This window comes from Streptomyces sp. NPDC050085, from assembly GCF_044460595.1.
Lineage (GTDB): Bacteria > Actinomycetota > Actinomycetes > Streptomycetales > Streptomycetaceae > Streptomyces.
This window is the reverse complement of sequence record NZ_JBITJZ010000001.1, coordinates 1661653-1687017: the sequence shown is the minus strand read 5'-3', so window position 1 is coordinate 1687017 and position 25365 is coordinate 1661653. Positions and strand designations below refer to the sequence as shown.

The window sequence follows — 25365 nt, the reverse complement described above, 5'->3', positions numbered from 1 at the left end:
GTGGGCACGTCGAAACTCGCTGGCCAGGGCCCCGGCCGCGGGGGAGACTCGGCCTTGTGTTTCTGACGATCAGCACCACCGGCACCCCGGAACGCCCCGCGACCGACCTCGGATTCCTGCTGCACAAGCATCCCGACAACGCGCAGGCGTTCTCCACCTCCTACGGCACCGCGCACGTCCTCTACCCCGAGGCGAGCGCGGAGCGGTGCACGGCCGCGCTGCTCCTGGAGGTCGATCCGGTGGCGCTGGTCCGTCGGGGCAAGGGCAAGGGCCGCGGCGGCGCCCCGGACGCGGCGCTCGCGCAGTACGTGAACGACCGGCCGTACGCCGCGTCGTCGCTGCTGGCCGTCGCCCTGAGCGGCGTGTTCTCCAGCGCGCTGCGCGGTGTGTGCAAGGCACGCCCCGAGCGCGCCGAGGAGCCGTTGCCGCTGCGCATCGAGGTGCCCGCGCTGCCGGCGCGGGGCGGGCCCGACCTCGTACGGAAGCTGTTCGAGCCGCTCGGGTGGGCCGTGGAGGCCGAGCCGGTGGCGCTGGACGAGCAGTTCCCCGAGTGGGGGGCGTCGCGGTACGTGCGGCTCGTGCTGGAGGGCGAGCTGCGGCTCGCGCAGGCGCTGCGACACCTGTACGTGCTGCTGCCGGTCCTCGACGACGCCAAGCACTACTGGGTCTCGGCCGACGAGGTCGACAAGCTGCTGCGGGCGGGCGAGGGGTGGCTGGCCGAGCACCCCGAGCAGAAGCTCATCACCAGCCGGTACCTGTCGCGGCGCTGGGCGCTGACCCGGCAGGCGATGGAGAGGCTCGAGCTGGTGCGGCTCGCGGACGCCGACGACACGGACGTCGAGGAGATCGACAACGCGGTCGACGAGCAGAGCGACACCGAGGAGAGGCCGGTGCCGCTGGCCGTGCGGCGGCGCGAGGCGATCCTCGGCGCGCTGCGCGAGTCCGGTGCGGCGCGGGTGCTCGATCTGGGCTGCGGGCAGGGCCAGTTGGTGCAGGAGCTGCTCAAGGACGTGCGGTTCACGGAGGTCGTGGGCGTGGACGTGTCGGTGCGGGCGCTGACCATCGCCGCGCGGCGGCTCAAGCTCGACCGCATGGGGGAGCGGCAGGCGGCGCGCGTGCAGCTCTTCCAGGGCTCGCTCGCGTACACCGACAAGCGGCTCAAGGGGTACGACGCGGCCGTGCTGAGCGAGGTCGTCGAGCACCTCGACCTGCCGCGGCTGCCCGCCCTCGAATACGCGGTGTTCGGGTCCGCGCGGCCCCGCACCGTCCTCGTGACCACACCGAACGTGGAGTACAACGTGCGCTGGGAGACGCTGCCCGCCGGGCACGTCCGCCACGGTGACCACCGGTTCGAGTGGACGCGCGCGGAGTTCCGCGACTGGGCGGAGCGCGTCGCCGGACGGCACGGGTACGACGTGCGGTACGAGCCGGTCGGGCCCGACGACCCCGAGGTGGGGCCGCCCACGCAGATGGCGGTGTTCACCCTGCACGACAAGGAACAGGCCAAGGAACAGGCCAAGGAACAGTCCAACGGCCAGGAGAAGGAGGCGACGGGCGCATGAGCGGTATCGAGAGCGAGAGCGAGAGCAACATCGAGATCGAGACGGAGAGGGAGGACGCTGGGCGGATCGTGGCCGTCACCGACCTTTCCCTCGTCGTGTTGGTCGGTGCGTCCGGTTCGGGCAAGTCCACGTTCGCGCGCACCCACTTCAAGCCCACCGAGGTCATCTCCAGCGACTTCTGCCGCGGCCTGGTCGCCGACGACGAGAACGACCAGAGCGCGAGCCGGGACGCGTTCGACGTGCTGCACTACATCGCGGGCAAGCGGCTCGCCGCCGGGCGGATCACCGTCGTCGACGCGACGAACGTGCAGCAGGAAGGGCGTCGTCAACTGATCGAGCTGGCGCGGAAGTTCGACGTGCTGCCGATCGCCGTCGTGCTCGACGTCCCGGAGGACGTGTGCGCCGCGCGGAACGCGCAGCGCACCGACCGGGCCGACATGCCGCGCCGCGTCATCACCCGGCACACCCGCGAACTGCGCCGCTCCCTGCGGCACTTGGAGCGCGAGGGCTTCCGCAAGGTGCACGTGCTGAGGGGCGTGGCCGAGGTCGAGGGCGCGCGCGTCGTGCGCGAGAAGCGGTTCAACGACCTCACCCACCTCACCGGACCGTTCGACATCGTCGGTGACATCCACGGATGCGCGAGCGAACTGGAGTCGCTGCTCGGCGAGTTGGGCTATGTGGACGGCGTGCACCCGGACGGGCGCACCGCCGTGTTCGTCGGCGACCTCGTCGACCGCGGGCCCGACACCCCGGGCGTGCTGCGCCGCGTCATGGGCATGGTCAAGGCCGGTACCGCCCTGTGCGTGCCCGGCAACCACGAGAACAAGCTGGAGCGCTGGCTCAAGGGGCGCAACGTGCAGCACACGCACGGACTCGCCGAGACCATCGAGCAGTTGGGGCGGGAGAGCGAGGAGTTCCGCACCGAGGTGCAGGAGTTCGTGCGCGGGCTCGTCAGCCACTACGTCCTGGACGGCGGGAAGCTCGTCGTGTGTCACGCGGGGCTGCCCGAGAAGTACCACGGGCGGACCTCGGGCCGGGTGCGCTCGCACGCGCTGTACGGGGACACGACCGGGGAGACCGACGAGTTCGGGCTGCCCGTGCGCTACCCGTGGGCCGAGGACTACCGTGGCAAGGCCGCCGTGGTCTACGGACACACCCCCGTGCCGACCGCCACGTGGCTGAACAACACGATCTGCCTGGACACCGGCGCCGTGTTCGGCGGCAAGCTCACCGCGCTGCGCTGGCCGGAGCGCGAGCTCGTCGACGTACCGGCCGAGCAGGTCTGGTACGAGCCGGCCAGGCCGCTGAGCACCGAGGCGCCCGGCGGCCACGAGGGCCGGCCGCTCGACCTCGCCGACGTGAACGGCCGCCGGATCGTGGAGACCCGGTACTCCGGCCGCGTCACCGTCCGCGAGGAGAACGCGGCGGCGGCCCTGGAGGTCATGAGCCGGTTCGCGGTCGACCCGCGGCTCGTGCCCTACCTGCCGCCGACGATGGCGCCGACGGCGACGTCGTCGCAGGACGCCCGCGGCGGAGCCGCTGATGGACACTTTCTGGAACACCCGGCCGAGGCGTTCGCGCAGTACGCCGCCGACGGTGTGGCCCGCGTCGTGTGCGAGGAGAAGCACATGGGGTCGCGCGCCGTGGCGCTGGTGTGCCGTGACGCGGCCGCGGCGCGGGAGCGGTTCGGCGTGGAGGACGAGACCGTCACCGGCTCGCTCTACACCCGTACCGGGCGGCCGTTCTTCGACAGCCAGGAGATGACCGAGGCCGTGCTCGGCCGGGTCAGGGACGCCGTCACCGCGGCCGGACTGTGGGACGAGCTCGACACCGACTGGGTGTTGCTCGACGCCGAGTTGATGCCCTGGTCGCTCAAGGCGTCGGGGCTGCTGCGCTCGCAGTACGCGGCGGTCGGCGCGGCCTCCGGTGCCGTGTTCCCGGGTGTGCTCGACGCGCTCGGGACGGCCGCCGCGCGCGGGGTCGACGTGGGCGAACTCCTCGCGCGCCAGCGAGGGCGGGCCGAGGACGCGGCCGCGTTCACGGACGCGTACCGGCGCTACTGCTGGACCACGGACGGGCTGGACGGCGTACGACTCGCGCCGTTCCAGATCCTGGCCGTGCAGGGCAGGTCGCTGGCCGCGCTGCCGCACGACGAGCAGCTCGGGCTGATCGACCGGATCGTCGAGGGCGACCCGAGCGGGCTGCTGCAGCCGACGCGGCGGCTGTTCGTCGACACGGCCGACCCCGAGTCGGTGCGCGCCGGTGTCGACTGGTGGCTGGAGATGACCGCGCGCGGCGGCGAGGGCATGGTCGTCAAGCCGGTCGGGGCGCTGGTCCGCGACGAGAAGGGGCGGCTCGTGCAGCCCGGCATCAAAGTCCGCGGACGCGAGTACCTCCGGATCATCTACGGTCCCGAGTACACGCGGCCGGAGAACCTGGTGAAGCTGCGGCAGCGGTTCCTCGGGCACAAGCGGTCGCTGGCCATCCGCGAGTACGGGCTCGGGCTCGAGGCCCTGGACCGGCTCGGGGAAGGGGAGCCGCTGTGGCGGGTGCACGAGGCGGTGTTCGCGGTGCTCGCGCTCGAGTCGGAGCCGGTCGACCCCCGGCTGTGACGGTCCGGCCGCTCGTGCACACCGGGTGTACGGGCGGCCGGAGTTCTGCCGGAGTTCTTACGGCTCCATGACGTGGCGGAGCGGGCCGCCCCGGCCGCGTCCGGGGGACCGTAGCGTCGGTGCCATGCGTGTACTGATCACCGGCGGCGCCGGATTCATCGGGTCCCGGGTGACCGCGGCGCTCACCTCCCGCGGCCACGAGCCTGTCGTCCTGGACGCGCTGCTGCCCACCGCGCACGCGAGCGCGCCGCGGCTGCCCGACGCGGAGTTCGTCGAGGGCGACGTCCGGGACCCCGAGGCCGTGCGGCGGGTGCTGCGCGGGGTCGACGCCGTGTGTCACCAGGCGGCGATGGTGGGCCTCGGCAAGGACTTCGCGGACGCTCCCGGGTACGTGTCGATCAACGACCTCGGGACGGCCGTCCTGCTGGCGGAGATGGCCGCGGCCCGGGTGTCCCGGCTCGTGCTCGCCGGGTCGATGGTGGTGTACGGGGAGGGCCGCTACACGTGCCCCGCGCACGGGGACGTACGGCCGGGCCCGCGGACCGTCGGCGACCTCGAGGCGGGCCGCTTCGAACCCCAATGCCCTTGCTGTGGCGCTGACTTGACCCCGGGGCTCGTCGGCGAGGACGCCCCGGCCGATCCGCGCAACGTGTACGCCACGACGAAGCTGGCCCAGGAACACCTGACCGCCGCGTGGGCCCGCGCGACCGGCGGCCGGGCCGTGTCCCTGCGGTACCACAACGTGTACGGCCCCGGCATGCCCCGCGACACCCCCTACGCGGGAGTGGCCTCGCTGTTCAGGTCGGCGCTCGCCCGGGGCGAGGCGCCCCGCGTGTTCGAGGACGGCGGGCAGCGGCGGGACTTCGTCCACGTCGCGGACGTGGCGGCCGCGAACGTACTGGCCCTGGAGTCCGTGGGAGGGCGGGAGCCGGGCCGGATGACGGCGTACAACACGGGCAGCGGCCGGCCGCACACGGTGGGCGAGATGGCAGCCGCGCTCGGCACGGCGCACGGGGGCCCCGCGCCGGTGGTGACGGGGGAGTACCGGCTCGGCGACGTACGGCACATCACGGCGGACTCGGCACGACTCAGGGCCGAGCTCGGGTGGGAGCCGCGGGTCCCATTCGCGGCGGGGATGGCGGAGTTCGCGAGGGCGGGGTTGCGGGGAGCGTGACCGTGTCCCGGCCGAGGTCCGCCTCGGGGACGGCCGGGTTCGTTACGGCAGGGCCGCGGGGAGGGTGACCTCGAAGCGGCAGCCGCCGGTGACGTTGTGGACGGCGGTGTGGCCGTGGTGGGCCTCGACGATGCCGCGGACGATGGCCAGGCCCAGGCCTGCTCCGGAGGGTGGGGTGCGGGCCTCGGTGCCGCGCCAGCCGGTGTCGAAGACCCGGCCGAGGTTCGCCTCGGGGATGCCGCCGCAGCCGTCGGTGACCGCGAGGACGACGCCGCCCGCGCGGTCGCGTTCCGCGGTCACGGCGACCGTGCCGTCGGCCGGGGTGTGCCGGATGGCATTGATGAGGAGGTTGGCCAGGACGCGGGACATTTCCTTGCCGTCGACCTCCACGGGCACGGCGTCGACCTGCTTGCCGACGAGCTGGACGCCGTGCTGCCTGGCGAGCGGGTCGACGCCCGCGAGCGCGTCCCCGACCAGGTCGTACACCGACACCCGCATCGGGTTCAGCGTCAGCGCCCCGGCGTGTATGCGGGAGAGCTCGAACAGGTCGCCCACCATCGTGTTGAGCCGGTCGACCTCGGTGCGGATCTGCCGGTAGTAACGCTCGGGGTCCTCGGCCACCCCGTCCTCCAGCGCCTCCGACATGGCGCGCAGCCCGGCGAGCGGGGTGCGCAGGTCGTGGGAGATCCACGCCACGAGCTCTCGCCGCGAGGTGTCCAGGGCCCGCTCGCGTTCCCGGGAGGCGGCGAGCTTCTCGCTCGTGGACTTCAACTCCTGGGTCAGCGCGGCGAGTTCGGCCGTCGCGGCACCGTCCGGCGCGGCGAAGTCGCCGCCGTCGCCGAAGGCGCGGGTGGCCAGGGTGAGGGCGCGGCTGCTCGCGGTGACCCAGCGGCCCAGGAGCAGCGCGGTGGCGAGGGAGACGACCGCGGCCATGATGACGACCGTCGTGACGACGGTCAGGTCGTGGGAGTTGAGGAACATCGCCCAGGCCACGGCGAGCGTGCCCGTGAGCATCGCCGTGACGGTGACCGCGGAGACGACCGCGAGGCAGACGGCCACGGACCGGTGACGCAGCGCCCGCAGGGCACCCGCCCCGAGGACACCGGCCGCCGCCGCGCCCGCGAAGGCGTACGCGGCCATGAGCAGGATGTCGCGCATCAGGCGTTCCCTCCGAGGGCGGGCTCGGTGCGCGGCTCGACGCGCGGCTCGGTGAAGCGGTAGCCGGCGCCCCACACGGTCTCGATCAGCAGCGGGTTCGCGGGGTCGTCCTCGATCTTGCTGCGCAGCCGCCGGACATGGACCGTGACGGTCGACAGGTCCCCGAAGTCCCAGCCCCACACGTCGCGCATCAGCTCCTCGCGGGAGTAGACCCGCCCGGGGTGGCGGAGGAAGTGCGCGAGCAGGTCGAACTCCCGCCCGGTCAGGGCAAGTTCACGCCCGTCCTTGGTGGCGCGGCGGGCCGCCGGGTCGAGCGTCAGGCCCGCGCGCTCGACCGGCCGGGCGGCCACCTGGTCCTGGGCGGCGCGGACCCGGCGCAGCACGGAGGCGACCCGCAGGACGAGCTCGCGCGGGCTGAACGGCTTGGTCACGTAGTCGTCCGCGCCGACCTCCAGGCCCAGGATGCGGTCCTCCTCGTCGCCGCGCGCGGTGAGCATGACCACGGGGACCGGGGCGCGCTCGCGCAGCGCCCGGCACACGTCGAGGCCGTCCATGCCCGGCAGCATCAGATCGAGGACGACCAGGTCGGGCCAGTGCGCGGCGGCGGCCCGCAGCGCGGCCTCGCCGTCGGCGGCCCGGTCGACGGTGAGACCCGCGTGGGTCAGGTATCCCGTGACGACCTCGGCCACCGTCGGATCGTCGTCGACGACGAGGACGTGGGCGGGCGGGGTGGACGGGGTGGAACTCTGCATGCCCTCCAGCCTGCCACCCGGCTCCGGCGCTCGGCCTCGACCTGGGACGACGTTCCGATTCCGTAAGGTGACCGGGCCCTGTCCGGCCCGGATTCGCTCGTACGGTGAGGGCGTGATCGAGACACCCCACACCCCCTCCGTGGACGTCGTCCTGCCCTGCCTCGACGAGGCCGGGGCCCTGCCCTGGGTCCTGGCGCGGATCCCGGCCGGCTGGCGGGCGATCGTCGTCGACAACGGTTCGACGGACGGCTCCGCCGAGCTGGCCCGCTCCCTCGGCGCGCACGTGGTGCACGAACCGCGGCGCGGGTTCGGCGCCGCCTGCCACGCGGGGCTGCTCGCCGCCGCGGCGGACATCGTCTGCTTCTGCGACTGCGACGCGAGCCTCGACCCCTCCCTGCTCGTGCCGTTCGTCCGTCAAGTGGCGGACGGGGAGGCCGACTTGGTGCTCGGCAGGCGCAGGCCCCGGGCGCGCGGGGCCTTCCCGGCGCACGCGCGGGCAGGCAATCGGGCCCTGTCCTGCCTGCTGCGCCGCCGTACGGGCCTTCGCCTGCGCGACCTGGGTCCGATGCGGGCCGCGCGGCGCACGGACCTGCTCGCCCTCGGCCTGACGGACCGGCGCAGCGGCTATCCGCTGGAGATGGTCGTCGGGGCGGCGGACGCGGGCTGGCGCGTGCGCGAGACGGACGTGCCCTATTTTCCGCGCGAGGGGAAGTCGAAGGTCACCGGAACCTGGCGCGGCACCTGGCACGCGGTGCGCGACATGAAACGGGTCCTGAACACCCCGGCGCCCACGGGCCGGGCGCCTGCGGGCCCGGCGTCCACGGGCCGGGCGCCCACGGGCCGGGCGCCCACGGGCCGGGCGCCTGCGGGCCCGGCGTCCACGGGCCGGGCGTCCACGGGCCGGGCGTCTGCGGGCCCGGCGTCCACGGGCCGGGCGCCTGCGGGCCCGGCGTCCACGGGCCGGGCGTCTGCGGGCCCGGCGTCCACGGGCCGGGCGCCTGCGGGCCCGGCGTCCACGGGCCGGGCGTCTGCGGGCCAGGCGGCCGTGGGTCAGGCGCGTACGGGCCAGGCGGCCGTGGGCCAGGCGTCTACGGACGGGGCGTCCGCGGAGTCGGCGCCCGAGGCTGCGGCGCCCATGGACCGGGCGCCCGCGATCGCCCAGGCTCAGGCGCCCGCGGCGTTCGCGTCCATGCCCCCGGTCCCTGCCGCCTGCGCGCCCGTGACCCCGGCGGCGAGGGCCGCTGCGCCCGCAGCTCCTGCGCCCGCGGCCTCCGCGCCCACCATCACAGCGCCTGCGGCCCCCGCGCGCTGCGTGCCCGTGACCCCGGTGGTGACGCCCTCCGCGCCCGCGGCCTCCGCGCCCGCGGACCGTGTGCCCGCGGCCTCCGCGCCCGCGGACCGTGTGCCCGCGGCCTCCGCGCCCGCGGACCGTGTGCCCGCGGCCTCTGCGCCCGCGGACCGTGCCCCCGCGGCCTCGACATCCGCGGCCCCCGCGCCCGCGGGCCAGGCACCTGCACCCCCGACCCCGGGGCCCCCACCCCCCGCACCCCCATCCCCCGCACCCCGCAAAGAAGGCAGCGCCCAGTGACCGCCCTGCTCGTCATCGCGAAGGAGCCCGTGGCCGGGCGGGTGAAGACTCGGTTGACGCCGGCGTTCAGCCCGGGGCAGGCCGCCGCGCTCGCCGAGGCAGCGCTGGCCGACACCCTCCATACAGTCGCTCAACTGCCGGCAGAGCGGCGGGTGTTGGTCCTTGCCGGAGAAGTCGGGCCCTGGCTTCCGGGCGGCTTCGAGGTCGTGCCGCAGGTGTCGGGCGGCCTGGACGAGCGGCTCGCCGCGGCGTTCGCGCTCTGCTCGGGCCCCGCGGTCCTGGTCGGCATGGACACCCCGCAGCTGGCGGCGGACTACCTCGCCCCCGCCCTGGCGCCCGGCGCCTGGCGCGGCGTCGACGCCTGGTTCGGCCCGGCGCTCGACGGCGGCTTCTGGGCGCTCGGCCTCGCCGCGCCGGATCCGGGGCTCCTGCTCGGCGTACCGATGTCCGTACCGCGGACCGGGGCCGTGCAGCGGCAGCGGCTGACCGACGCCGGGCTGGTCGTACGGGACCTGCCGCACCTGCGCGACGTGGACACCGCACACGACGCGCGGCTCGTCGCGGCCGAGGCGCCCCACAGCCGGTTCGCCGCCCTGCACGCGCGGCTGACCGCGTCCGCCCGGCCCACCGAGGTGCCCGCCCGATGACGACGACCGCCTGGCGGACCGCCACCGACCCCTACGCCGATGCCGTCCGCGCGGGCCGCGGCCCGCTCTTCCTCAGCCGCACCGACGGCTGGCTGCTCCCCCTGGAGGTGGAGCGGTGGTGCGCCCCGCCCGACGCGGCCGACCTGACGGTGCTCGCCCGCTGCCGCGGCCCCGTCCTCGACGTCGGCTCGGGGCCCGGACGGCTCGTCGCCGCGCTGGCCGCGCAGGGGCGGGTCGCCCTGGGCATCGACGTGAACCCCGTGGCCGTGGAACGTACGGCACGGGCCGGCGGCGGCGCCCTGTGCCGGTCCGTGTTCGACCCCCTGCCGCGCGAGGGCGAATGGGGCACCGCCCTCCTCATCGACGGCAACATCGGCATCGGCGGCGACCCGGAGACCCTGCTCACCCGCATGCGTCAACTCCTCGCTGCCACGGGCCTGTTGATCGTCGAGACGGCGTCGGTGGACGTCGAGGAACGGCTGACGGTCCGGGTCAGCGACGGGCGCGGCACGCTCGGCGAACCCTTCGCGTGGGCCAGGCTCGGGCCCGCGGCCCTGCGCCGGTGCGCGCGGGCCGCGGGGTGGACGACGGCGGACGAATGGACCGCGTCAGGCCGCCGGTTCGCCGCGCTGCGGCCCGCGCCACGCCCGTAGGGCGCAGGCGACGGCGGTGCAGACGCCGAGCGCGAGCATGAGCAGCAGCCAGTTGCGTACGTAATCCAGCGGCAGCACCGACGAGTTGGCGGGAGTCCCGGGGCGCAGCAGCACCGGCAGGGCCACGAACGTCAGCGATCCGGCCACGACCAGTGCACCGCGCACCAGGGTCGGCGTCCTCGCCCGGCCCAGCAGCCAGCCCGCCGCGAACACCAGCGGGGCGATCACCGCGTCGTGCAGGGCGAGCCCGCCGACCAGCCAGACCGCCACGTCGAGCGGGTCCCTGACGCCGAGGACGAGCCACGTCCCGAGCCCCATGAGGGCGACGCCGGTCGCTCCGAGCACGTACCGCATCACAGCACCTCCAGACGGCGGACCCACTTGGTCTGCAGCACGCCGGGCCGGTTCGGCGCGATGATCCGGGCCGGGTGGCCGTGATCGGCGGACAGGACCTCGCCGTTGAGGCGCAGCGCCAGCAGGGACAGCGGGTCGTGGGCGTACTCGTGGCCCATCTCCATGACGCGGTACGCGCCGCGGGCCTGCACCGAGGTGACGCGCAGCGAGGAGCCCGCGGGCGCGCCGGCCCGCTCCAGCAGGTCCACGATGCGCACCCCGCTCCAGCGGGCGCTCTTGCTCCACCCCTCGACGCACGCGATCGGCAGCTCCACGTCGTACTGCCGCATGCCGCGCAGCTCGGCGAGCGTCAACACGTACGGGGTCGGCCCCTCGACGGTCAACTTCCAGTCCGCGAGGGCGGTTTCGGTGATTCCGGCGGCGGCCGCCGTCTTGTTCACCGGGAGCCCTTGCGGGCCGTGTTCGGGGCTGCGGGGCGCGAGCAGGGCGGCGCGGCCGAGGGGCGTGAACGACTGGCCCGCGGTCGTCAGCGTGACCGCCCCGACGGCGGCGGTCACCGTGCCGAGCAGCCGCCTGCGACTCAGCGCGTCCTCGGCGGGAAGCTCCAGCGTGCCCGGCGAACGCCGCCCCCAATGCGCCCTGATCTCGGGCCACTTGACCGCGATGTGCACCAGCAGGGCCCCCGTCACGAGCCAGGCCACCGCGAAGTGCACCGGCACGAAGGAGAACGGCCACGGATACCACTGCACCGTGTTCAGGAGCCCGGTGAGCAGCTCGAACACCCCGGCCGCCACGAGCACGGCGATCGACAGGCGTTCCAGGGCGTGCCGGACGCCGCGCACCACGGGCAGCGTGAAAAGGCGTGGATAGACCGTCCACAACTTGGCCAGGAGCAGCGGGATCGCCGCGATGCCCGTCGCCACGTGCAGCCCCTGGCTCAGCCGGTACCCCCACGCAGGGCGGCTCGGCAGCCGGTCGGCGAGCGCGCCCGGCGGATGCTGGAGGTAGTGGCTGACGAGCCCGGTCAGAAAGCAGATGAGGAAGGCCGTGCCCAGCAGGCGTCCGACGACGGTCGCGGTGCGGGGGTCGTGGAGACGCCCCGGGGCGAACCAGGACCTGACCCGGAGAAGGGCTTCTTGCGTCATGCGTCCATGACAGCCGAAACGACGCCGGACCGGACGGCTCGCAACCTTACGAATCACTGACGTACGTGCTGGTGAGGGGACTTGAGGACGCGCGGGGCCGGTGCGCACTGCGAGGCTGCGAGGGTGACAGCCTCCGCCGCTCCCGCCGTGAAAGGCCCGCCCGTGAAAGCCCCGCCCGCGCAGGCCGCTCCCGAGTCGGCCGCCCCCGTGCTGCGCGCCTCGGCGGCCCTGGCCGCGCTCGTGGCCGCGCTGATCCTGACCGTGCGTTCGGACACCTACTACGCGGACCCCGCCGCCCTGTCGTGGTGGTACCTGGCCTGCTGGCTGCTGTTCGCCCTGACCGTGTGGTGCCTGCGCAAGGTCCCCGCCCGGCAGGTCGCCGGGCTCGTCATGGCCGGTGCCGTCGCTGTGTCCGTGACCGGCCTGGTGGCGCCGCCGCGCACCAGCACGGACTCCTACCGGTACGTGTGGGACGGCCGCGTGCAGCACGCGGGCATCTCCCCGTACGACCACGTGCCCGAGGCCGCGCGACTCGCCCCGCTGCGGGACGCCTGGCTGTTCCCCGAGGGTGCCGCCTGCGACGGACCCGGCCTGTCGCAGCTGCCGCCCGTCGACGGGGAGCAGCGCTGCACCCGCATCAACCGGCCTGCCGTGCACACGATTTACCCCCCGGTCGCGGAGGGGTACTTCTTCCTCGTCGACGCGCTGTCGCCGGACGGCGCACGCACCAAGCCCGTCCAGCTCGGCGGAGCGCTGATCTCGGTCGCCACCAGCGGCCTCTTGCTGTGGACCCTGCGCCGCCGCCGCGGCGACCCCCGGCACGCGGCGCTGTGGGCCTGGTGCCCGGCCGTCGCCCTCGAAGCCGTGAACAACGCCCATGTCGACGCGCTCGGCGCCCTGTTCACCGTTGCGGGCCTCGGACTCGTCCTGGCCCGCCGGACGACGGGAGCGGCGCTGCTCGGCGCGGGCATCGCCACGAAACTCCTCCCCGCCGTGGTCCTGCCGGGAGCGCTGAGCGGGGTCCGGCGGTGGCGGGACGCGGCCGCCGTCCTCGTCCCCGCCGCCGCGGTCGTCGCCCTGGCCTATCTGCCGTACGCGCTGCTCTCCCGCTCCTCCGTCCTCGGCTATCTGACCGGGTACGTGAGCGAGGAGGGCTACGACGACCCGTCGGGCGCCAAGGGGTACGCGCTGCTCAGGCTGGTCCTGCCGGACTCCTGGGCCGTCGCCGCGGTGGCCGTGGTGATGGCCGCGGTCGTCGCCCACGTCGTACGGCGCGGGGATCCGGCACGGCCCTGGTCGGGGGCGCTGGTGTGCACCGGGGCCGCGTTCCTCCTGATGACCCCCGGCTACTCCTGGTACTCCCTGCTGCTCGTCGCGCTCGTGGCACTCGACGGCCGGTGGGAGTGGCTGGCGATCGCGGCGGCGGGAGCGGCCAAGTACGTTGCGGGCAGGGCCGTTTCACCCGCCGACACGGTCACGACGACGGCGTACGCCCTGGCGGCCGCGGTCGTCGTCGCGGGGTGGCTGCTGCGGCGCAGGGCGGCCCGGCTCCCCGCGTCCCGGCCGGCCGTGCCGGGCGAGCCCGGCAGCCCCTCGTACTCCTGAGACGGGCTCGCAGGCGCGTCGGACGCCACCTCGGGGAAGGATGGATCCATGGGATTCCACGTCGACTCCGAGGCCGGGCGGCTGCGCCGCGTCATCCTGCACCGCCCTGATCTGGAACTGAAGCGGCTCACGCCGAGCAACAAGGACCAGCTGCTCTTCGACGACGTGCTCTGGGTGCGCCGCGCCCGGCAGGAGCACGACGGGTTCGCCGACGTGCTGCGTGACCGGGGCGTCACCGTGCACCTCTTCGGCGACCTGCTCACCGAGGCGATGGGCATCGACTCGGCCAGGGCCCTCGTCCTCGACCGGGTCTTCGACGAGAAGGAGTACGGGCCGCTGGCCACGGGCCCGCTGCGGGAGGCCTTCGACACGCTGCCCGCGCCGGACCTCGCCCAGGCGCTGATCGGCGGGATGACCAAGCGGGAGTTCCTGGCGGGCCACCCCGAGCCGACGTCGGTCCGGTTCCACGCCATGGACCTCGACGACTTCCTGCTCGGCCCGCTGCCCAATCACCTCTTCACCCGCGACACCTCGGCCTGGATCTACGACGGCGTCTCCATCAACGCCATGCGCTGGCCCGCCAGACAGCGCGAGACCGTGCACTTCGAGGCGATCTACCGGCACCACCCGCTGTTCCGGGACGCCTTCCGGGACGGTGACTTCCGCGTCTGGTCCGAGGGGCAGGCCGACTACCCGTCCACCATCGAGGGCGGCGACGTGCTCGTCATCGGCCGGGGCGCCGTCCTCATCGGGATGAGCGAGCGGACGACCCCGCAGGCCGTGGAGATGCTCGCCCACAAGCTGTTCGCCGCCGGGTCCGCGCGCACCATCGTCGCGCTCGACATGCCGAAGAGGCGGGCCTTCATGCACCTGGACACCGTGATGACGATGGTCGACGGGGACACGTTCACGCAGTACGCGGGCCTCGGCATGCTGCGCTCGTACACCATCGAACCGGGCACATCCGGCCGGGAGTTGAAGGTCACCGACCATCCGCCGGAGCACATGCACCGCGCCATCGCCGCGGCTCTCGGGCTGAGCGCGATCCGGGTCCTGACCGCCACGCAGGACGTGCACGCCGCCGAGCGGGAGCAGTGGGACGACGGGTGCAACGTGCTGGCGGTGGAGCCCGGGGTCGTGGTCGCGTACGAGCGGAACGCGACGACCAACACCCATCTGCGCAAGCAGGGCATCGAGGTCATCGAGATCCCGGGCAGTGAGCTGGGGCGCGGCCGGGGCGGGCCGCGGTGCATGAGCTGTCCGGTCGAGCGCGACCCGGTGCCGGACAGACCCTGAGTGAGCCGTCCTGCTGCCCGCGCCCCCGTGACTGTATAGAAATGTGAATGGTCGTATAGACTTCCAGTGTCCCTCTGTTCTGCCCCCGTCGTACCCCCAGGAGCGCCCCATGGCGACAGCCCAGCGTCCCGACCTCACCGGCCGCCACTTCCTCAAGGAGGTGGACTTCACCGCCGAGGAGTTCCGCGGTCTGGTCGAGCTGGCCGCCGAGCTGAAGGCCGCCAAGAAGGCCGGGGCGGAGACCCAGTACCTCAAGGGGAAGAACGTCGCGCTGATCTTCGAGAAGTCGTCGACGAGGACCCGCTGCTCCTTCGAGGTCGCCGCCGCCGACCAGGGCGCCTCGACCACGTACATCGACCCGGCGGGCTCGCACATCGGCAAGAAGGAGTCGAGCAAGGACACCGCCCGGGTCCTCGGCCGGATGTTCGACGCCATCGAGTTCCGGGGCGACGCGCAGGAGACGGTCGAGACGCTCGCCGAGTTCGCCGGGGTACCCGTCTACAACGGTCTGACGGACGACTGGCACCCCACCCAGATGCTCGCCGACGTGCTCACGATGACCGAGCACAGCGACAAGCCGCTGGAGGAGATGACCTTCGCGTACCTGGGTGACGCCCGCTTCAACATGGGGAACTCGTACCTGGTCACCGGCGCCCTGCTCGGCATGGACGTGCGGATCGTCGCCCCCAAGGCCTACTGGCCCACGGACCTGGTCGTCGCCCAGGCGCACCGCCTCGCCGCCGCGAGCGGCGCCCGCATCACGCTCACCGAGACCGTCGAGGAGGGCGTCGCGGGCGCCGACTTCGTCGTCACCGACGTCTGGGTCTCCATGGGCGAGCCGGAGGAGGTCTGGGAGGAGCGCATCACGTCGCTCGTGCCGTACGCGGTGACGATGGACGTCCTGCGCGCCACGGGGAACGCGGACGTGAAGTTCCTGCACTGCCTCCCCGCCTTCCACGACCTCGGCACCAAGGTCGGCCGCGAGATCCACGCGAAGTACGGCCTGGAGTCCCTCGAGGTCACCGACGAGGTCTTCGAGTCGGCGCACTCCGTCGTCTTCGACGAGGCGGAGAACCGGATGCACACCATCAAGGCCATCATGGTCGCCACGCTCGGTCGGCCGTAAGAAACAGCTCGAACAACCCATACCCGTTCAAACTGGTGGGGCCGGACCATCCGCTCCGGCCCCACCGGCATGCGGCACCACCCTGCGCCGCACCGCACCACCAGAAAAGAGCACCACCCCATGTCGCCGTCGCCGTCCCCCACCGGCCTGCGGATCAAGTCCCCCGAGTCCCTCATCGCCGAGTCCGGCGCCGACCTGGAGGGACACGGGCTCAAGCGCACCATGGGGCTGTTCCAGCTCGTGTGCTTCGGCGTCGGCGCGATCGTCGGCACCGGCATCTTCGTCGGCCTGTCCGACACGGTCGGCGAGGCCGGGCCCGCCGTCATCATCTCGTTCGTCCTCGCCGCGATCACCTGCATCTTCACGGCGTTCTCGTTCGCCGAACTGGGCGGCGCGATCCCGGTCTCCGGATCCTCGTACTCCTTCGCCTACGCGACGCTCGGCGAGCGCGTCGCGTTCCTCGTCGGCTGGTGCCTGCTCCTGGAGTACGGCATCTCGGTCTCGGCCGTCGCCGTCGGCTGGAGCCAGTACCTGAACGAGCTGCTCGACAGCATCTTCGGCCGGCAGCTCCCGCAGGCGCTGTCCGCCGGGCCCGCCGACGGCGGCGTCGTCAACCTGCCCGCCGTCGTCGTGATGCTGATGGCCGCGACGCTGCTCGTGCGCGGCATCCGCGAGAGCGCGCGGGCCACCGCCGCGATGGCGATCCTCAAGATCGGCATTCTGATCGCGTTCTGCGCGATCGGCTTCAGCGCCTTCGAGGCGGGCAACCTCGCGCCGTTCATGGAGGCGGGCATCGGCGGCGTCACCTCCGGCGCCTCCCTCGCCTTCTTCTCGTACATCGGCTTCGACGCGATCACCACGGCCGGCGAAGAGGTCAAGAACCCGCGGCGGAACATTCCGATCGCGATCATGATCTGCATCGGACTCGTCACGCTGCTGTACGTCGCCGTGGCCGTGGCCGCCATCGGCGCGCTCGGCGCGGACGAGGTCGGCAACAAGCCGGCCGCGCTCTCCCTCGTCGTCGACCAGGTCACGCACTCCACCGTCGGCGGCGGCATCATCGCCTTCGGCGCGGTCGTCGCCATCGCGTCGGTCGTGCTCGCGGTGATGTACGGGCAGACGCGCATCCTGATGTCGATGTCCCGGGACGGGCTGATCCCGCGGGTCTTCGAGCGGATCTCCCCGAAGACGTCGACGCCCGTCGCCAACACGTGGATCGTGGCGCTCGTCTTCGCGGTCCCGGCGGCCTTCTCGTCGCTCGACGTCGTGGTGAACCTGACGACCATCGGCACGCTCGCCATCATGGCCGTCGTCAATGTCGCGGTCGTCGCCCTGCGCCGCTCGCACCCCGAGCTGCAGCGCTCGTTCCGGGTGCCGCTGTACCCGCTCAGCCCGGTGCTCGGCATCGCGATGTGCCTGTATCTGATCTGGGGCACGGGCTGGTCGACGTGGGTGCAGTTCGCGGTGTTCCTCGTCGTGGGTGCGCTGGTCTACGCGTTGTACGGCCGCAAGCACTCGCGGCTCGGGGCGGACAGGCCCTAGCGTTCCGCGGCGGGGCGCTGGGCCGGAAGAGCGGGGAGGGTGAACCAGACCGCCTTGCCGGACTCGGTGGGGCGGTGCCCGCAGGACGCGCTGAGCGTGCGGATCAGGAGCAGGCCGCGGCCGTGCTCCTGCCAGGGGTCGGGCTCCGCGGCGTCGTCCGGGTTGGTGAGGTCCGCGGGCGGTGCCGGGTCCGGGTCGTGCACCTCGACCTGGCAGCCGGTCTCGAGCAGTTCGACGACCAGCTCGATGGGGGCGTCGCCCGTCGTGTGCTCCACCGCGTTCGCCACCAGCTCCGCCGTCAGCAGCTCGGCGGTGTCCGTGTCGGCCGCCGGTGACTCGATCTCGGCCAGGGCGGTGCGCACGAGGGCGCGCGCGACCGGCACGGCAGCGGCCGTGTGCGGCAGGGCTATGCGCCACGAGGCGGGCGAGGACGAGGGGCTGGAACCAGAGGGCAAGGCGGGTCCTGAGGGGGCGGCTCGGGGACGGTCGTGAGGACGTCGTCGGTGCCGTCCTGTTTTCAACCTTACGAATGGTACGGCGTGTGCCGATAGAGCCTCCCGGTGGTCTTCCTCGGGACATTGGTCTCTATGGGCGGGCCCGGCCCCTATGCCGGATCTCCCGGCCGCTTATCGCGTACTGCTGACGACAGTCACAAACCGGTGATAGCTTCGAAGGGCACGCTTGGCACGCCGGGCCCGCTTGGAACGCCTGGGCACGCTTCGCTTCGAGAAGAGCGCAGGAGGCCGCACGCGCATGAGTCCCTTCACCGGCTCCGCCCCCCGCACCGAGACCTGGCGCCATCTGTCCTACGCCGTGGACGGGCGCGGTGTCGCGACGGTCACGCTCGCCCGCCCCGAGAAGCTCAACGCGCTCACCTTCGGCGCGTACGCGGATCTGCGCGACCTGCTCGCCGAGCTGTCCCGCGAGCGGTCCGTCCGCGCCCTCGTCCTGACCGGCGAGGGCCGCGGCTTCTGCTCCGGCGGCGACGTCGACGAGATCATCGGCGCGACCCTGTCCATGGACACCGCCCAGCTGCTCGACTTCAACCGGATGACGGGACAGGTGGTGCGGGCCCTGCGCGAGGCGCCGTTCCCGGTGATCGCCGCCGTGCACGGGGTCGCCGCGGGCGCCGGTGCCGTCCTCGCGCTCGCCGCGGACTTCCGCGTCGCCGACCCGAGCGCCCGCTTCGCGTTCCTGTTCACCAAGGTCGGCCTGTCCGGCGGCGACATGGGCGCCGCCTATCTGCTGCCGCGCGTCGTCGGCCTCGGACACGCCACCCGGCTCCTCATGCTCGGCGAGCCGGTGCGCGCGCCGGAGGCCGAACGGATCGGCCTGCTCAGCCAGTTGACCGACGAGGGCAAGGCCGACGAGGCGGCGCTCGCCCTCGCGGCGCGGCTCGCCGACGGGCCCGCCCTCGCCCACGCGCAGACCAAGGCCCTGCTCACCGCCGAGCTCGACATGCCCCTCTCCGCCGCCGTCGAGATGGACGCCGCGACGCAGGCGCTGCTCATGAACGGCGAGGACTACGCCGAGTTCCACGCGGCCTTCACCGAGAAGCGCCCGCCGAAGTGGCAGGGGAGGTGAGCGCCCGATGAGCCCGGTGCGCCCCCAGCGGATCGCCGTGATCGGCGGCGGACCCGGCGGCCTGTACGCCGCCGCGCTCCTCAAACGCCTCGACCCCGCCCGGGAGATCACGGTCTGGGAGCGGAACGCCCCGCACGACACGTTCGGCTTCGGCGTCGTCCTGTCCGACGAGACCCTCGGCGGCATCGAGCACGCCGACCCCGTCGTCTACGCGTCGCTGCGCGACGAGTTCGTGCGCTGGGACGACATCGACGTCGTGCACCGGGGCGTGCGCCACACCTCAGGCGGCCACGGCTTCGCCGCGCTCGGCCGCAGGCGCCTGCTGGAAATACTCCAGGGCCGCTGCCGCCAGCTCGGCGTCGACCTCCGCTTCCGCACGGAGGCGCCGCCGACCGCCGAGCTCTCCGCGTCGTACGACCTGGTGATCGCCGCCGACGGCGTGCGCAGCCGTACGCGCGAGACGTACGCCGACGCGTTCCGCCCGCACATCGAGGAGCACCGCAACCGCTACATCTGGCTCGCCGCCGACTTCGCCTTCGAGGCGTTCCGCTTCGAGATCGCCGAGACCGAGCACGGCGTGATGCAGCTGCACGGATACCCGTTCAGCGACCACGAGTCGACGGTCATCGTCGAGATGCGGGAAGAGGTGTGGCGGGCCGCCGGGTTCGGCGAGACGGACGTGCGCGAGTCGATCGAGCGCAGCGCCAAGGTCTTCGCGGACGCGCTCGGCGGGCGGGCCCTGAAGTCCAACAACTCGTCGTGGCTCACGTTCCGCACCGTCGTCAACGACCGCTGGTCGCACGGCAATTGCGTGCTCATCGGAGACGCCGCGCACACCGCGCACTTCTCCATCGGCTCCGGCACCAAGCTCGCCGTCGAGGACGCCCTCGCGCTCGCCGCGTGCCTGCACGAACACCCCACGACGGGCGCGGCGCTCAAGGCGTACGAGGCCGAGCGGCGGCCGGTGGTCGAAAGCACACAGCGCGCGGCGCGGGCCAGCCTGGAGTGGTTCGAGGACCTCGCGCGCCATCTCGACCAGCCGCCGCGGCAGTTCACGTTCAACCTGCTCACGCGCAGCCGCCGCGTCACGCACGACAATCTGCGGCTGCGCGACGCCCACTTCACCGAGGCGGTGGAGCGCGAATTCGGCTGCCCCGAGGGCACGCCGCCGATGTTCACGCCGTTCGCGCTGCGGGGTCTCACGCTGCGGAACCGGGTCGTCGTCTCGCCCATGGACATGTACTCGGCGGTCGACGGCGTGCCCGGCGACTTCCACCTCGTCCATCTGGGGGCGCGGGCGCTCGGCGGGGCGGGCCTGGTCATGACGGAGATGGTGTGCGTCAGCCCCGAGGGCCGCATCACCCCGGGCTGCGCCGGTCTCTACACGCCCGAACAGGCCGCGGCCTGGCGCCGCATCACCGAGTTCGTGCACACGCGGGCCCCCGGCACGGCCATCGGCGTCCAGCTCGGGCACTCCGGGCGCAAGGGGTCGACCCGGCTGATGTGGGAGGGGATGGACGAGCCGCTGCCCGAACCGGAGGACAACTGGCCGCTCGTGGCCGCGTCCGCGCTCCCCTACAAGCCCGCCAGTCAGACCCCGAAGGAACTGACGGTCACCGAACTGGCGGAAATCCGCGAGCAGTTCACGTCCGCCGCGTGGCGGGCGGCGCGGGCCGGATTCGACCTGCTGGAGCTCCACTGCGCGCACGGCTATCTCCTCTCCGGGTTCCTGTCGCCGCTGACGAACCGGCGCACGGACGCGTACGGGGGTTCTCTGGAGCGGCGGTTGACGTTCCCGCTGGAGGTGTGCGAGGCGGTGCGCGGGGTGTGGCCGGACGACCGGCCCCTGACCGTGCGCATCTCCGCGACCGACTGGGCCGAGGGCGGCACCACCGCCGAGGACGCCGTCGCGATCGCCCGGGCCTTCGCCGCGCACGGGGCCGACGCGATCGACGTGTCCACCGGCCAGGTCGTGGCCGAGGAGCGACCGGCCTTCGGGCGCTCCTACCAGGTGCCGTACGCGGACCGGATCCGCGCCGAGGCCGGGATCCCGGTGATCTCCGTCGGCGCGATCTCGTCGTGGGACGACGTCAACTCCCTTGTCCTCGCGGGCCGTACGGACCTGTGCGCCTTGGCCAGGCCGCACCTGTACGACCCGAACTGGACGCTGCACGCTGCCGCGGAACAGGGGTACACGGGGCCGGGCGTCACCTGGCCCGAGCCGTACCGTGCGGGGAGCCGTCGCCCGCAGACCGGCCGCCTCGATGCGCCCAAGCCGCGGTTGTCCCTCCCCGGGTAGCGCCTTCTGGCCGGCGGGGGCGTCAGGCCTCGTCAGCCCGCGTTCACGAAACCGCGCCCCGCGTCGTGCAGCCGCTCGTGCAGCGCCCGGAACACCTGGGCGGAGCGCAGCCCAGGCCACCCCTGCGGCAGCAGCGCGGGCGGCAGGCCCGGATCCGCGTACGGCAGGTGCCGCCAGGAGTCGAGGGCCGCCAGATAGTCCCGGTAGGCGTCCTGCGGCGGGGTGTCGGAGCGCTGCTCCCAGGCCCGCAGCACCGGCGCGTGCTCGTCGAGGAACGCCTCGTGCAGCTTGGCGAGGGCCGCCAGGTCCCACCAGCGGGCCACCGCCTCCGCCGTCGCCGCGAACCCCAGGTGCTCGCCCCGGAACAGCTCGACGTACGCGGAGCAGCCGGCCCGCTCCAGCGTGTGCCGCGTCTCCTCGTAGAGCCCGGCCGGTGCGAGCCACACCCCGGGCGCGGCCGTGCCGAAGCCGAGGCCGGCGAGCGTGGAGCGCAGCACGTGCCGCTTGGCCCGCTCGGACTCCGGCACCGAGAACACGGCGAGCACCCAGCCGTCGCTCGTCGCCGCGCTGCCGTAGATGCGACGGTCGCCGTCGTCCAGGAGCTGGCGCGCGCCGTCCGACAGCGCGTACCCGGCCGCCCCCGACGCGCTGCGCGCGGGCAGCAGCAGGCCGCGCCGCTTGAGCCGGGACACCGCCGAGCGCACCGAGGGCGCGTCGACCCCGGCCGCGCCGAGCAGCCGGATCAGCTCGGCGACCGGCACGGGCCCGGGAAACCCGCGGCCGTAGGCGCCGTAGAGCGTGACGATCAGGGAGCGGGGCGTGTGACTGCTGGACGGGGGTGCGGGCTGCTCGGACACGTGATCACTGTACGGTTCCGGGCGCGGCGGGTCCGTCCGTCGCGCAACCGTCGAGCGTGGGCCCCCCGGCCACCGGCTCGCGCAGCCGGAACCGCTGCAGCTTCCCCGTCGCCGTCCGCGGCAGCGCGTCCAGGAACACGATCTCGCGCGGGCACTTGTACGGCACCAGCTCGGCCTTCACGAACTCCCGCAGCGCCTGCGCCTCCCGCCGCGCCCCGGGCCGCAGCACCACGTACGCGACCGCGATCTGCCCGCGGTCCTCGTCGGGCCGCCCGACGACCGCCGCCTCCGTCACGTCCGGGTGCCGCAGCAGCGCGTCCTCCACCTCCGGGCCCGCGATGTTGTACCCGGCGGAAATGATCATGTCGTCGGCGCGGGCGACGTAGCGGAAGTAGCCGTCGGGTTCGCGGACGTAGGTGTCGCCGGTGACGTTCCAGCCGTGGCGTACGTACGCGGTCTGCCGCTCGTCGGCGAGGTAGCGGCAGCCGACCGGGCCGCGCACGGCGAGCAACCCCGGTTCCCCGTCCGGGAGTTCGGCCCCCTCGGCGTCCACGACGCGCGCCTCCCAGCCGGGCACGGGCACCCCCGTCGTGCCGGGCCGGATCGCGTCGTCGGCCGCGGAAATGAAGATGTGCAGCAGCTCCGTGGCGCCGATGCCGTTGATGATGCGGACCCCGGTCGCCTCGTGCCAGGCGTGCCAGGTGGCGGCGGGCAGGTTCTCCCCGGCGGAGACGCAGCGGCGCAGACTCCGCACGTCGTACGCGCCCCAGGACGGGTCGAGGAGCATCGCCCGGTACGCCGTCGGCGCGGTGAACAGGACGGACACCCGGTGCTCGGCGAGCGCGGGCAACAGCCTTTGCGGGCCCGCCTGTTCGAGCAGCAGCGACGAGGCCCCGACGCGCAGCGGAAAGATCACGAGCCCGCCGAGCCCGAACGTGAAGCCCAGCGGGGGACTGCCCGCGAACACGTCGTCCGGCGCCGCCTTCAGGACGTGCCGCGCGAACGTGTCGGCGATCGCGAGCACGTCCCGGTGGAAGTGCATGCACCCCTTGGGCCGGCCCGTCGTGCCCGAGGTGAACGCGATGAGCGCGACGTCGTCGGACGCGGTCGCCACGGCCTCGTACGACGCCGGTTTCGATGCGGCCCGGTGCAGCAGGTCGTCGGGCCCGTCCCCGCCGAACGTGGTGATCCGCAGCTTTGGCGCCTCCGCCTTCACCAGATCGTCCACGGACCGTACGTCGCACAGCGCGTGCCGCACCTCGGCGATCTCGCACATCGTGGCCAGCTCGGTGGACCGCGCCTGCGCGAGCACGGTCACCGCGACGCCGCCCGCCTTCATCACGGCCAGCCAGCAGGCCGCGAGGTGCGGCGTGGTGGGCCCGCGCAGCAGCACCCGGTTGCCGGGGACGACGCCGAGGTCGTCGGTCAGGACGTGTGCGATCCGGTCGACGACCGCCTTCAACTCCCCGTACGACCAGGTGGGTCGGCCGGGGGAGTGGAAGGCGGGGCGGTCCGCGCCAAGGCGTGCCACGGTCGCGTCGAGCAGCTCCTCGCCACAGTTGAGCCGGCTCGGATACGCCAGTTCGGGCAGCGTGAAGGCGAGCCCCGGCCACAGCTCGGCGGGCGGCAGACGGTCGCGCGCGAACGTGTCGGTGTGGGCGGACGGGTGCAGGGTCATGGCAGGTGCCCCCTTGCCGTGCGGCCGGACCGGCGTGGCTGCCGGAGCGGCATGGTCGCGCATCGAGCGTATCGTGATGGTGACGACAGTCAACAGAGCGCGATACGGTGGTCGGCATGGGCAACTTCTCGCTCGCACCCGACCAGCTCGCCCGGTGCGCCGAACTGCGCGACCTCGCCGAGCGCCGCCTGGCCCCCCTCGCCGAGAAGGGCGAACCGGGCCGCGTCAACCGCCCGCTCGTCGCCGAGCTCGGCCAACTCGGGCTGCTGGAGCGGCTGTTCACCTCCACGGCGCTCGACCTGTGCCTGATGCGCGAGTCCCTGGCCCGCGTCTGCACCGAGGCGGAGACGGCCCTCGCCCTCCAGGGCCTGGGCGCCCACCCCGTGCACGCGTACGGCACCCGGGAGCAGCGCGAGCGCTGGCTGCCGGAGGTGAGCGCGGGCCGGGCGGTGGCGGCGTTCGCGCTGAGCGAGCCGGGGGCGGGCTCGGACGCGGCGGCGCTCGCGCTCCGGGCCGACGCGGTCGACGCGGCCGACGCGGCGGACGGGACGGACGCGGCGGACGGGCCCGGCTGGCGCCTCACCGGCGAAAAGACCTGGATCTCCAACGCCCCCGAGGCCGACTTCTACACGGTCTTCGCCCGCACCGGCACCCCCGGAAGCGGGGCGAAGGGCGTCACCGCCTTCCTGGTCCCGGCGGACCGCCCGGGCCTGACCGGCGAACCCCTCGACATGCTCTCCCCGCACCCCATCGGCACCCTCACCTTCGACGGGGTCCCGGTCACCGCCGCCGACGTGCTCGGCGAGACCGGGGCCGGCTTCCGCGTCGCGATGACCACCCTCGACCTGTTCCGGCCCAGCGTCGGCGCGTTCGCCGTCGGCATGGCCCAGGCCGCCCTCGACGCGAGCATCGCCCACACCTCTCAACGGCAGGCGTTCGGCGGCCCGTTGAAGGATCTGCAGACCGTCGCCCACCAGGTCGCCGACATGGCGCTGCGCGTCGAGGCGGCCCGCCTCACGGTGTACGCGGCGGCATCCGCGTACGACGAAGGGGACACGGCGGTGCCCCGCAGGGCGGCCATGGCGAAACTCCTCGCGACGGAGACCGCCCAGCACGTCATCGACCAGGCCGTCCAGTTGCACGGCGCGCGGGCGCTGCGCCGCGGCCACCTGCTCGAGCACCTGTACCGGGAAGTGCGCGCACCCCGTATCTACGAAGGCGCGTCGGAGGTCCAACGCGCCATCATCGCCCGCGAGTTGTACAAGGAGGCGGCCGAATGAACCCCGACGTGCAGCGGGTGAACCCGCCCGAACTCTCCCCGCCGACCGGCTTCTCGCACGCCGTCGTCGCCACCGGCACCCGCCTCGTGCTGCTCGCGGGCCAGACCTCCCTCGACGCCGACGGCAAGATCGTCGGCGACACCCTGCCCCAGCAGTTCCGGCAGGCCCTGACGAACCTGCTGACGGCCCTGCGGCACGCCGGCGGCACCCCCGCCGACCTCGGCCGCGTCACGGTCTACGCGACGGACGTACCGGACTACCGCGCCCACGCCCGTGAACTCGGCGCTATCTGGCGGGAGTTGGCGGGGCGCGACTACCCCGCGATGGCGGTGATCGGCGTCAGCCGCCTCTGGGACGAGCAGGCCCTGGTCGAACTGGACGGCACCGCGGTCCTGCCCTAGAAGCCCTGCCCCGGAAACCCCGCCCCGGAAGCAGGCTCGGCCTAGGCTCGTG

The 25365-nt window shown here is 73.6% G+C and carries 20 protein-coding genes and 1 pseudogene; 14 read left to right on the top strand and 7 right to left on the bottom strand.

The genetic code is table 11. From position 1 onward, the window contains the following. Positions 1–56: 56 nt before the first annotated feature. The 3 genes from ACIBUY_RS07320 (at position 57) to ACIBUY_RS07310 (ending at position 5348) form a co-directional block, all read left to right on the top strand. Positions 57–1562 (top strand): 3' terminal RNA ribose 2'-O-methyltransferase Hen1, encoded by a 1506-nt coding sequence (locus ACIBUY_RS07320; protein ID WP_365569187.1) that lies wholly within the window; start codon positions 57–59, stop codon positions 1560–1562. Further along, a complete protein-coding gene (locus ACIBUY_RS07315; RefSeq protein ID WP_365569190.1) occupies positions 1559–4174 on the top strand; it encodes a polynucleotide kinase-phosphatase in 2616 nt (871 codons plus the stop codon). Before ACIBUY_RS07320 ends, ACIBUY_RS07315 begins: the two co-directional genes overlap by 4 nt. Positions 4175–4298: 124 nt before the next feature. Next, positions 4299–5348: an NAD-dependent epimerase/dehydratase family protein gene (locus ACIBUY_RS07310; RefSeq protein ID WP_399152046.1), complete on the top strand. Its 1050-nt coding sequence runs from the start codon at positions 4299–4301 to the stop codon at positions 5346–5348. 42 nt (positions 5349–5390) lie between these two features. On the opposite strand, the gene ACIBUY_RS07305 is transcribed toward ACIBUY_RS07310, so the two are convergent. Both ACIBUY_RS07305 and ACIBUY_RS07300 read right to left on the bottom strand, forming a co-directional pair. Beyond that, complete coding sequence (locus tag ACIBUY_RS07305) at positions 5391–6506, bottom strand: HAMP domain-containing sensor histidine kinase (protein WP_365569196.1); 1116 nt, start codon at positions 6504–6506, stop codon at positions 5391–5393. Beyond that, positions 6506–7258 carry a response regulator transcription factor gene (locus ACIBUY_RS07300; protein WP_365569199.1) on the bottom strand — a complete coding sequence of 251 codons (753 nt, stop codon included), beginning with the start codon at positions 7256–7258 and terminating at the stop codon, positions 6506–6508. Before ACIBUY_RS07300 ends, ACIBUY_RS07305 begins: the two co-directional genes overlap by 1 nt. 139 nt (positions 7259–7397) lie before the next feature. On the opposite strand from ACIBUY_RS07300, the pseudogene ACIBUY_RS07295 reads away from it, so the two are divergent. The 3 genes and pseudogenes from ACIBUY_RS07295 to ACIBUY_RS07285 all read left to right on the top strand — a co-directional run. After that, positions 7398–8069, top strand: a pseudogene (locus ACIBUY_RS07295) (glycosyltransferase family 2 protein); the annotation flags it as partial. 773 nt (positions 8070–8842) lie between these two features. Continuing rightward, positions 8843–9493 (top strand): DUF2064 domain-containing protein, encoded by a 651-nt coding sequence (locus tag ACIBUY_RS07290; RefSeq protein ID WP_399152045.1) that lies wholly within the window; start codon positions 8843–8845, stop codon positions 9491–9493. After that, positions 9490–10146 (top strand): class I SAM-dependent methyltransferase, encoded by a 657-nt coding sequence (locus ACIBUY_RS07285; protein ID WP_399152044.1) that lies wholly within the window; start codon positions 9490–9492, stop codon positions 10144–10146. The genes ACIBUY_RS07290 and ACIBUY_RS07285 overlap by 4 nt, the downstream gene beginning before the upstream one ends. Here ACIBUY_RS07285 and ACIBUY_RS07280 read toward each other — a convergent pair. Continuing rightward, on the bottom strand, positions 10102–10500 hold the full coding sequence (locus tag ACIBUY_RS07280) for a hypothetical protein (protein ID WP_399152043.1): 399 nt from the start codon (positions 10498–10500) through the stop codon (positions 10102–10104). The genes ACIBUY_RS07285 and ACIBUY_RS07280 overlap by 45 nt on opposite strands. After that, entirely contained in the window at positions 10500–11645 is a 1146-nt protein-coding gene (locus ACIBUY_RS07275) for a molybdopterin-dependent oxidoreductase (RefSeq protein WP_399152042.1), read from the bottom strand. Before ACIBUY_RS07275 ends, ACIBUY_RS07280 begins: the two co-directional genes overlap by 1 nt. 162 nt (positions 11646–11807) lie before the next feature. Between ACIBUY_RS07275 and ACIBUY_RS07270 the strand changes: the two genes are divergently transcribed. The 4 genes from ACIBUY_RS07270 (at position 11808) to ACIBUY_RS07255 (ending at position 17214) form a co-directional block, all read left to right on the top strand. Beyond that, positions 11808–13250, top strand: coding sequence for a glycosyltransferase 87 family protein (locus ACIBUY_RS07270; RefSeq protein WP_365569214.1), 1443 nt, complete (start codon positions 11808–11810; stop codon positions 13248–13250). A gap of 48 nt (positions 13251–13298) precedes the next feature. After that, positions 13299–14546, top strand: a complete 1248-nt coding sequence (locus ACIBUY_RS07265; RefSeq protein ID WP_365569217.1) for an arginine deiminase — start codon at positions 13299–13301, stop codon at positions 14544–14546. Between the two features lie 109 nt (positions 14547–14655). Further along, on the top strand, positions 14656–15672 hold the full coding sequence (gene argF, locus ACIBUY_RS07260) for an ornithine carbamoyltransferase (protein WP_365569220.1): 1017 nt from the start codon (positions 14656–14658) through the stop codon (positions 15670–15672). Positions 15673–15792: 120 nt separating this feature from the next. Continuing rightward, positions 15793–17214 carry an amino acid permease gene (locus ACIBUY_RS07255; RefSeq protein ID WP_365569223.1) on the top strand — a complete coding sequence of 474 codons (1422 nt, stop codon included), beginning with the start codon at positions 15793–15795 and terminating at the stop codon, positions 17212–17214. Here ACIBUY_RS07255 and ACIBUY_RS07250 read toward each other — a convergent pair. Beyond that, on the bottom strand, positions 17211–17669 hold the full coding sequence (locus ACIBUY_RS07250) for an ATP-binding protein (protein WP_365569226.1): 459 nt from the start codon (positions 17667–17669) through the stop codon (positions 17211–17213). The genes ACIBUY_RS07255 and ACIBUY_RS07250 overlap by 4 nt on opposite strands. 298 nt (positions 17670–17967) lie before the next feature. On the opposite strand from ACIBUY_RS07250, the gene ACIBUY_RS07245 reads away from it, so the two are divergent. Next, on the top strand, positions 17968–18798 hold the full coding sequence (locus ACIBUY_RS07245; protein ID WP_399152041.1) for an enoyl-CoA hydratase family protein: 831 nt from the start codon (positions 17968–17970) through the stop codon (positions 18796–18798). A 7-nt stretch (positions 18799–18805) separates the two neighbouring features. Then, positions 18806–21097, top strand: coding sequence for a bifunctional salicylyl-CoA 5-hydroxylase/oxidoreductase (locus ACIBUY_RS07240; RefSeq protein ID WP_365569231.1), 2292 nt, complete (start codon positions 18806–18808; stop codon positions 21095–21097). A gap of 32 nt (positions 21098–21129) precedes the next feature. Here the strand turns inward: ACIBUY_RS07240 and ACIBUY_RS07235 are convergent, their stop codons facing one another. Together ACIBUY_RS07235 and ACIBUY_RS07230 are read right to left on the bottom strand one after the other, a co-directional pair. Continuing rightward, positions 21130–21954 carry a PaaX family transcriptional regulator C-terminal domain-containing protein gene (locus tag ACIBUY_RS07235; protein WP_399152040.1) on the bottom strand — a complete coding sequence of 275 codons (825 nt, stop codon included), beginning with the start codon at positions 21952–21954 and terminating at the stop codon, positions 21130–21132. A 4-nt stretch (positions 21955–21958) separates the two neighbouring features. Further along, a complete protein-coding gene (locus ACIBUY_RS07230) occupies positions 21959–23632 on the bottom strand; it encodes an AMP-binding protein (protein WP_399152039.1) in 1674 nt (557 codons plus the stop codon). A gap of 116 nt (positions 23633–23748) precedes the next feature. On the opposite strand from ACIBUY_RS07230, the gene ACIBUY_RS07225 reads away from it, so the two are divergent. Further along, positions 23749–24912, top strand: coding sequence for an acyl-CoA dehydrogenase family protein (locus tag ACIBUY_RS07225; RefSeq protein ID WP_399152038.1), 1164 nt, complete (start codon positions 23749–23751; stop codon positions 24910–24912). Then, on the top strand, positions 24909–25313 hold the full coding sequence (locus tag ACIBUY_RS07220) for a RidA family protein (RefSeq protein WP_399152037.1): 405 nt from the start codon (positions 24909–24911) through the stop codon (positions 25311–25313). The genes ACIBUY_RS07225 and ACIBUY_RS07220 overlap by 4 nt, the downstream gene beginning before the upstream one ends. Positions 25314–25365 lie beyond the last annotated feature (52 nt).

Excerpts from the sequence above, each read along its gene's own strand:
- ACIBUY_RS07305 (WP_365569196.1), bottom strand. The coding sequence starts at position 6,506 with ATGCGCGACATCCTGCTCATGGCCGCGTACGCCTTCGCGGGCGCGGCG.
- ACIBUY_RS07315 (WP_365569190.1), top strand. The coding sequence starts at position 1,559 with ATGAGCGGTATCGAGAGCGAGAGCGAGAGCAACATCGAGATCGAGACG.
- ACIBUY_RS07255 (WP_365569223.1), top strand. The coding sequence starts at position 15,793 with ATGTCGCCGTCGCCGTCCCCCACCGGCCTGCGGATCAAGTCCCCCGAG.
- ACIBUY_RS07280 (WP_399152043.1), bottom strand. The coding sequence starts at position 10,500 with ATGCGGTACGTGCTCGGAGCGACCGGCGTCGCCCTCATGGGGCTCGGG.
- ACIBUY_RS07240 (WP_365569231.1), top strand. The coding sequence starts at position 18,806 with ATGAGCCCGGTGCGCCCCCAGCGGATCGCCGTGATCGGCGGCGGACCC.
- argF (WP_365569220.1), top strand. The coding sequence starts at position 14,656 with ATGGCGACAGCCCAGCGTCCCGACCTCACCGGCCGCCACTTCCTCAAG.
- ACIBUY_RS07265 (WP_365569217.1), top strand. The coding sequence starts at position 13,299 with ATGGGATTCCACGTCGACTCCGAGGCCGGGCGGCTGCGCCGCGTCATC.
- ACIBUY_RS07285 (WP_399152044.1), top strand. The coding sequence starts at position 9,490 with ATGACGACGACCGCCTGGCGGACCGCCACCGACCCCTACGCCGATGCC.
- ACIBUY_RS07220 (WP_399152037.1), top strand. The coding sequence starts at position 24,909 with ATGAACCCCGACGTGCAGCGGGTGAACCCGCCCGAACTCTCCCCGCCG.
- ACIBUY_RS07300 (WP_365569199.1), bottom strand. The coding sequence starts at position 7,258 with ATGCAGAGTTCCACCCCGTCCACCCCGCCCGCCCACGTCCTCGTCGTC.
- ACIBUY_RS07245 (WP_399152041.1), top strand. The coding sequence starts at position 17,968 with ATGAGTCCCTTCACCGGCTCCGCCCCCCGCACCGAGACCTGGCGCCAT.
- ACIBUY_RS07275 (WP_399152042.1), bottom strand. The coding sequence starts at position 11,645 with ATGACGCAAGAAGCCCTTCTCCGGGTCAGGTCCTGGTTCGCCCCGGGG.
- ACIBUY_RS07310 (WP_399152046.1), top strand. The coding sequence starts at position 4,299 with ATGCGTGTACTGATCACCGGCGGCGCCGGATTCATCGGGTCCCGGGTG.
- ACIBUY_RS07230 (WP_399152039.1), bottom strand. The coding sequence starts at position 23,632 with ATGACCCTGCACCCGTCCGCCCACACCGACACGTTCGCGCGCGACCGT.
- ACIBUY_RS07225 (WP_399152038.1), top strand. The coding sequence starts at position 23,749 with ATGGGCAACTTCTCGCTCGCACCCGACCAGCTCGCCCGGTGCGCCGAA.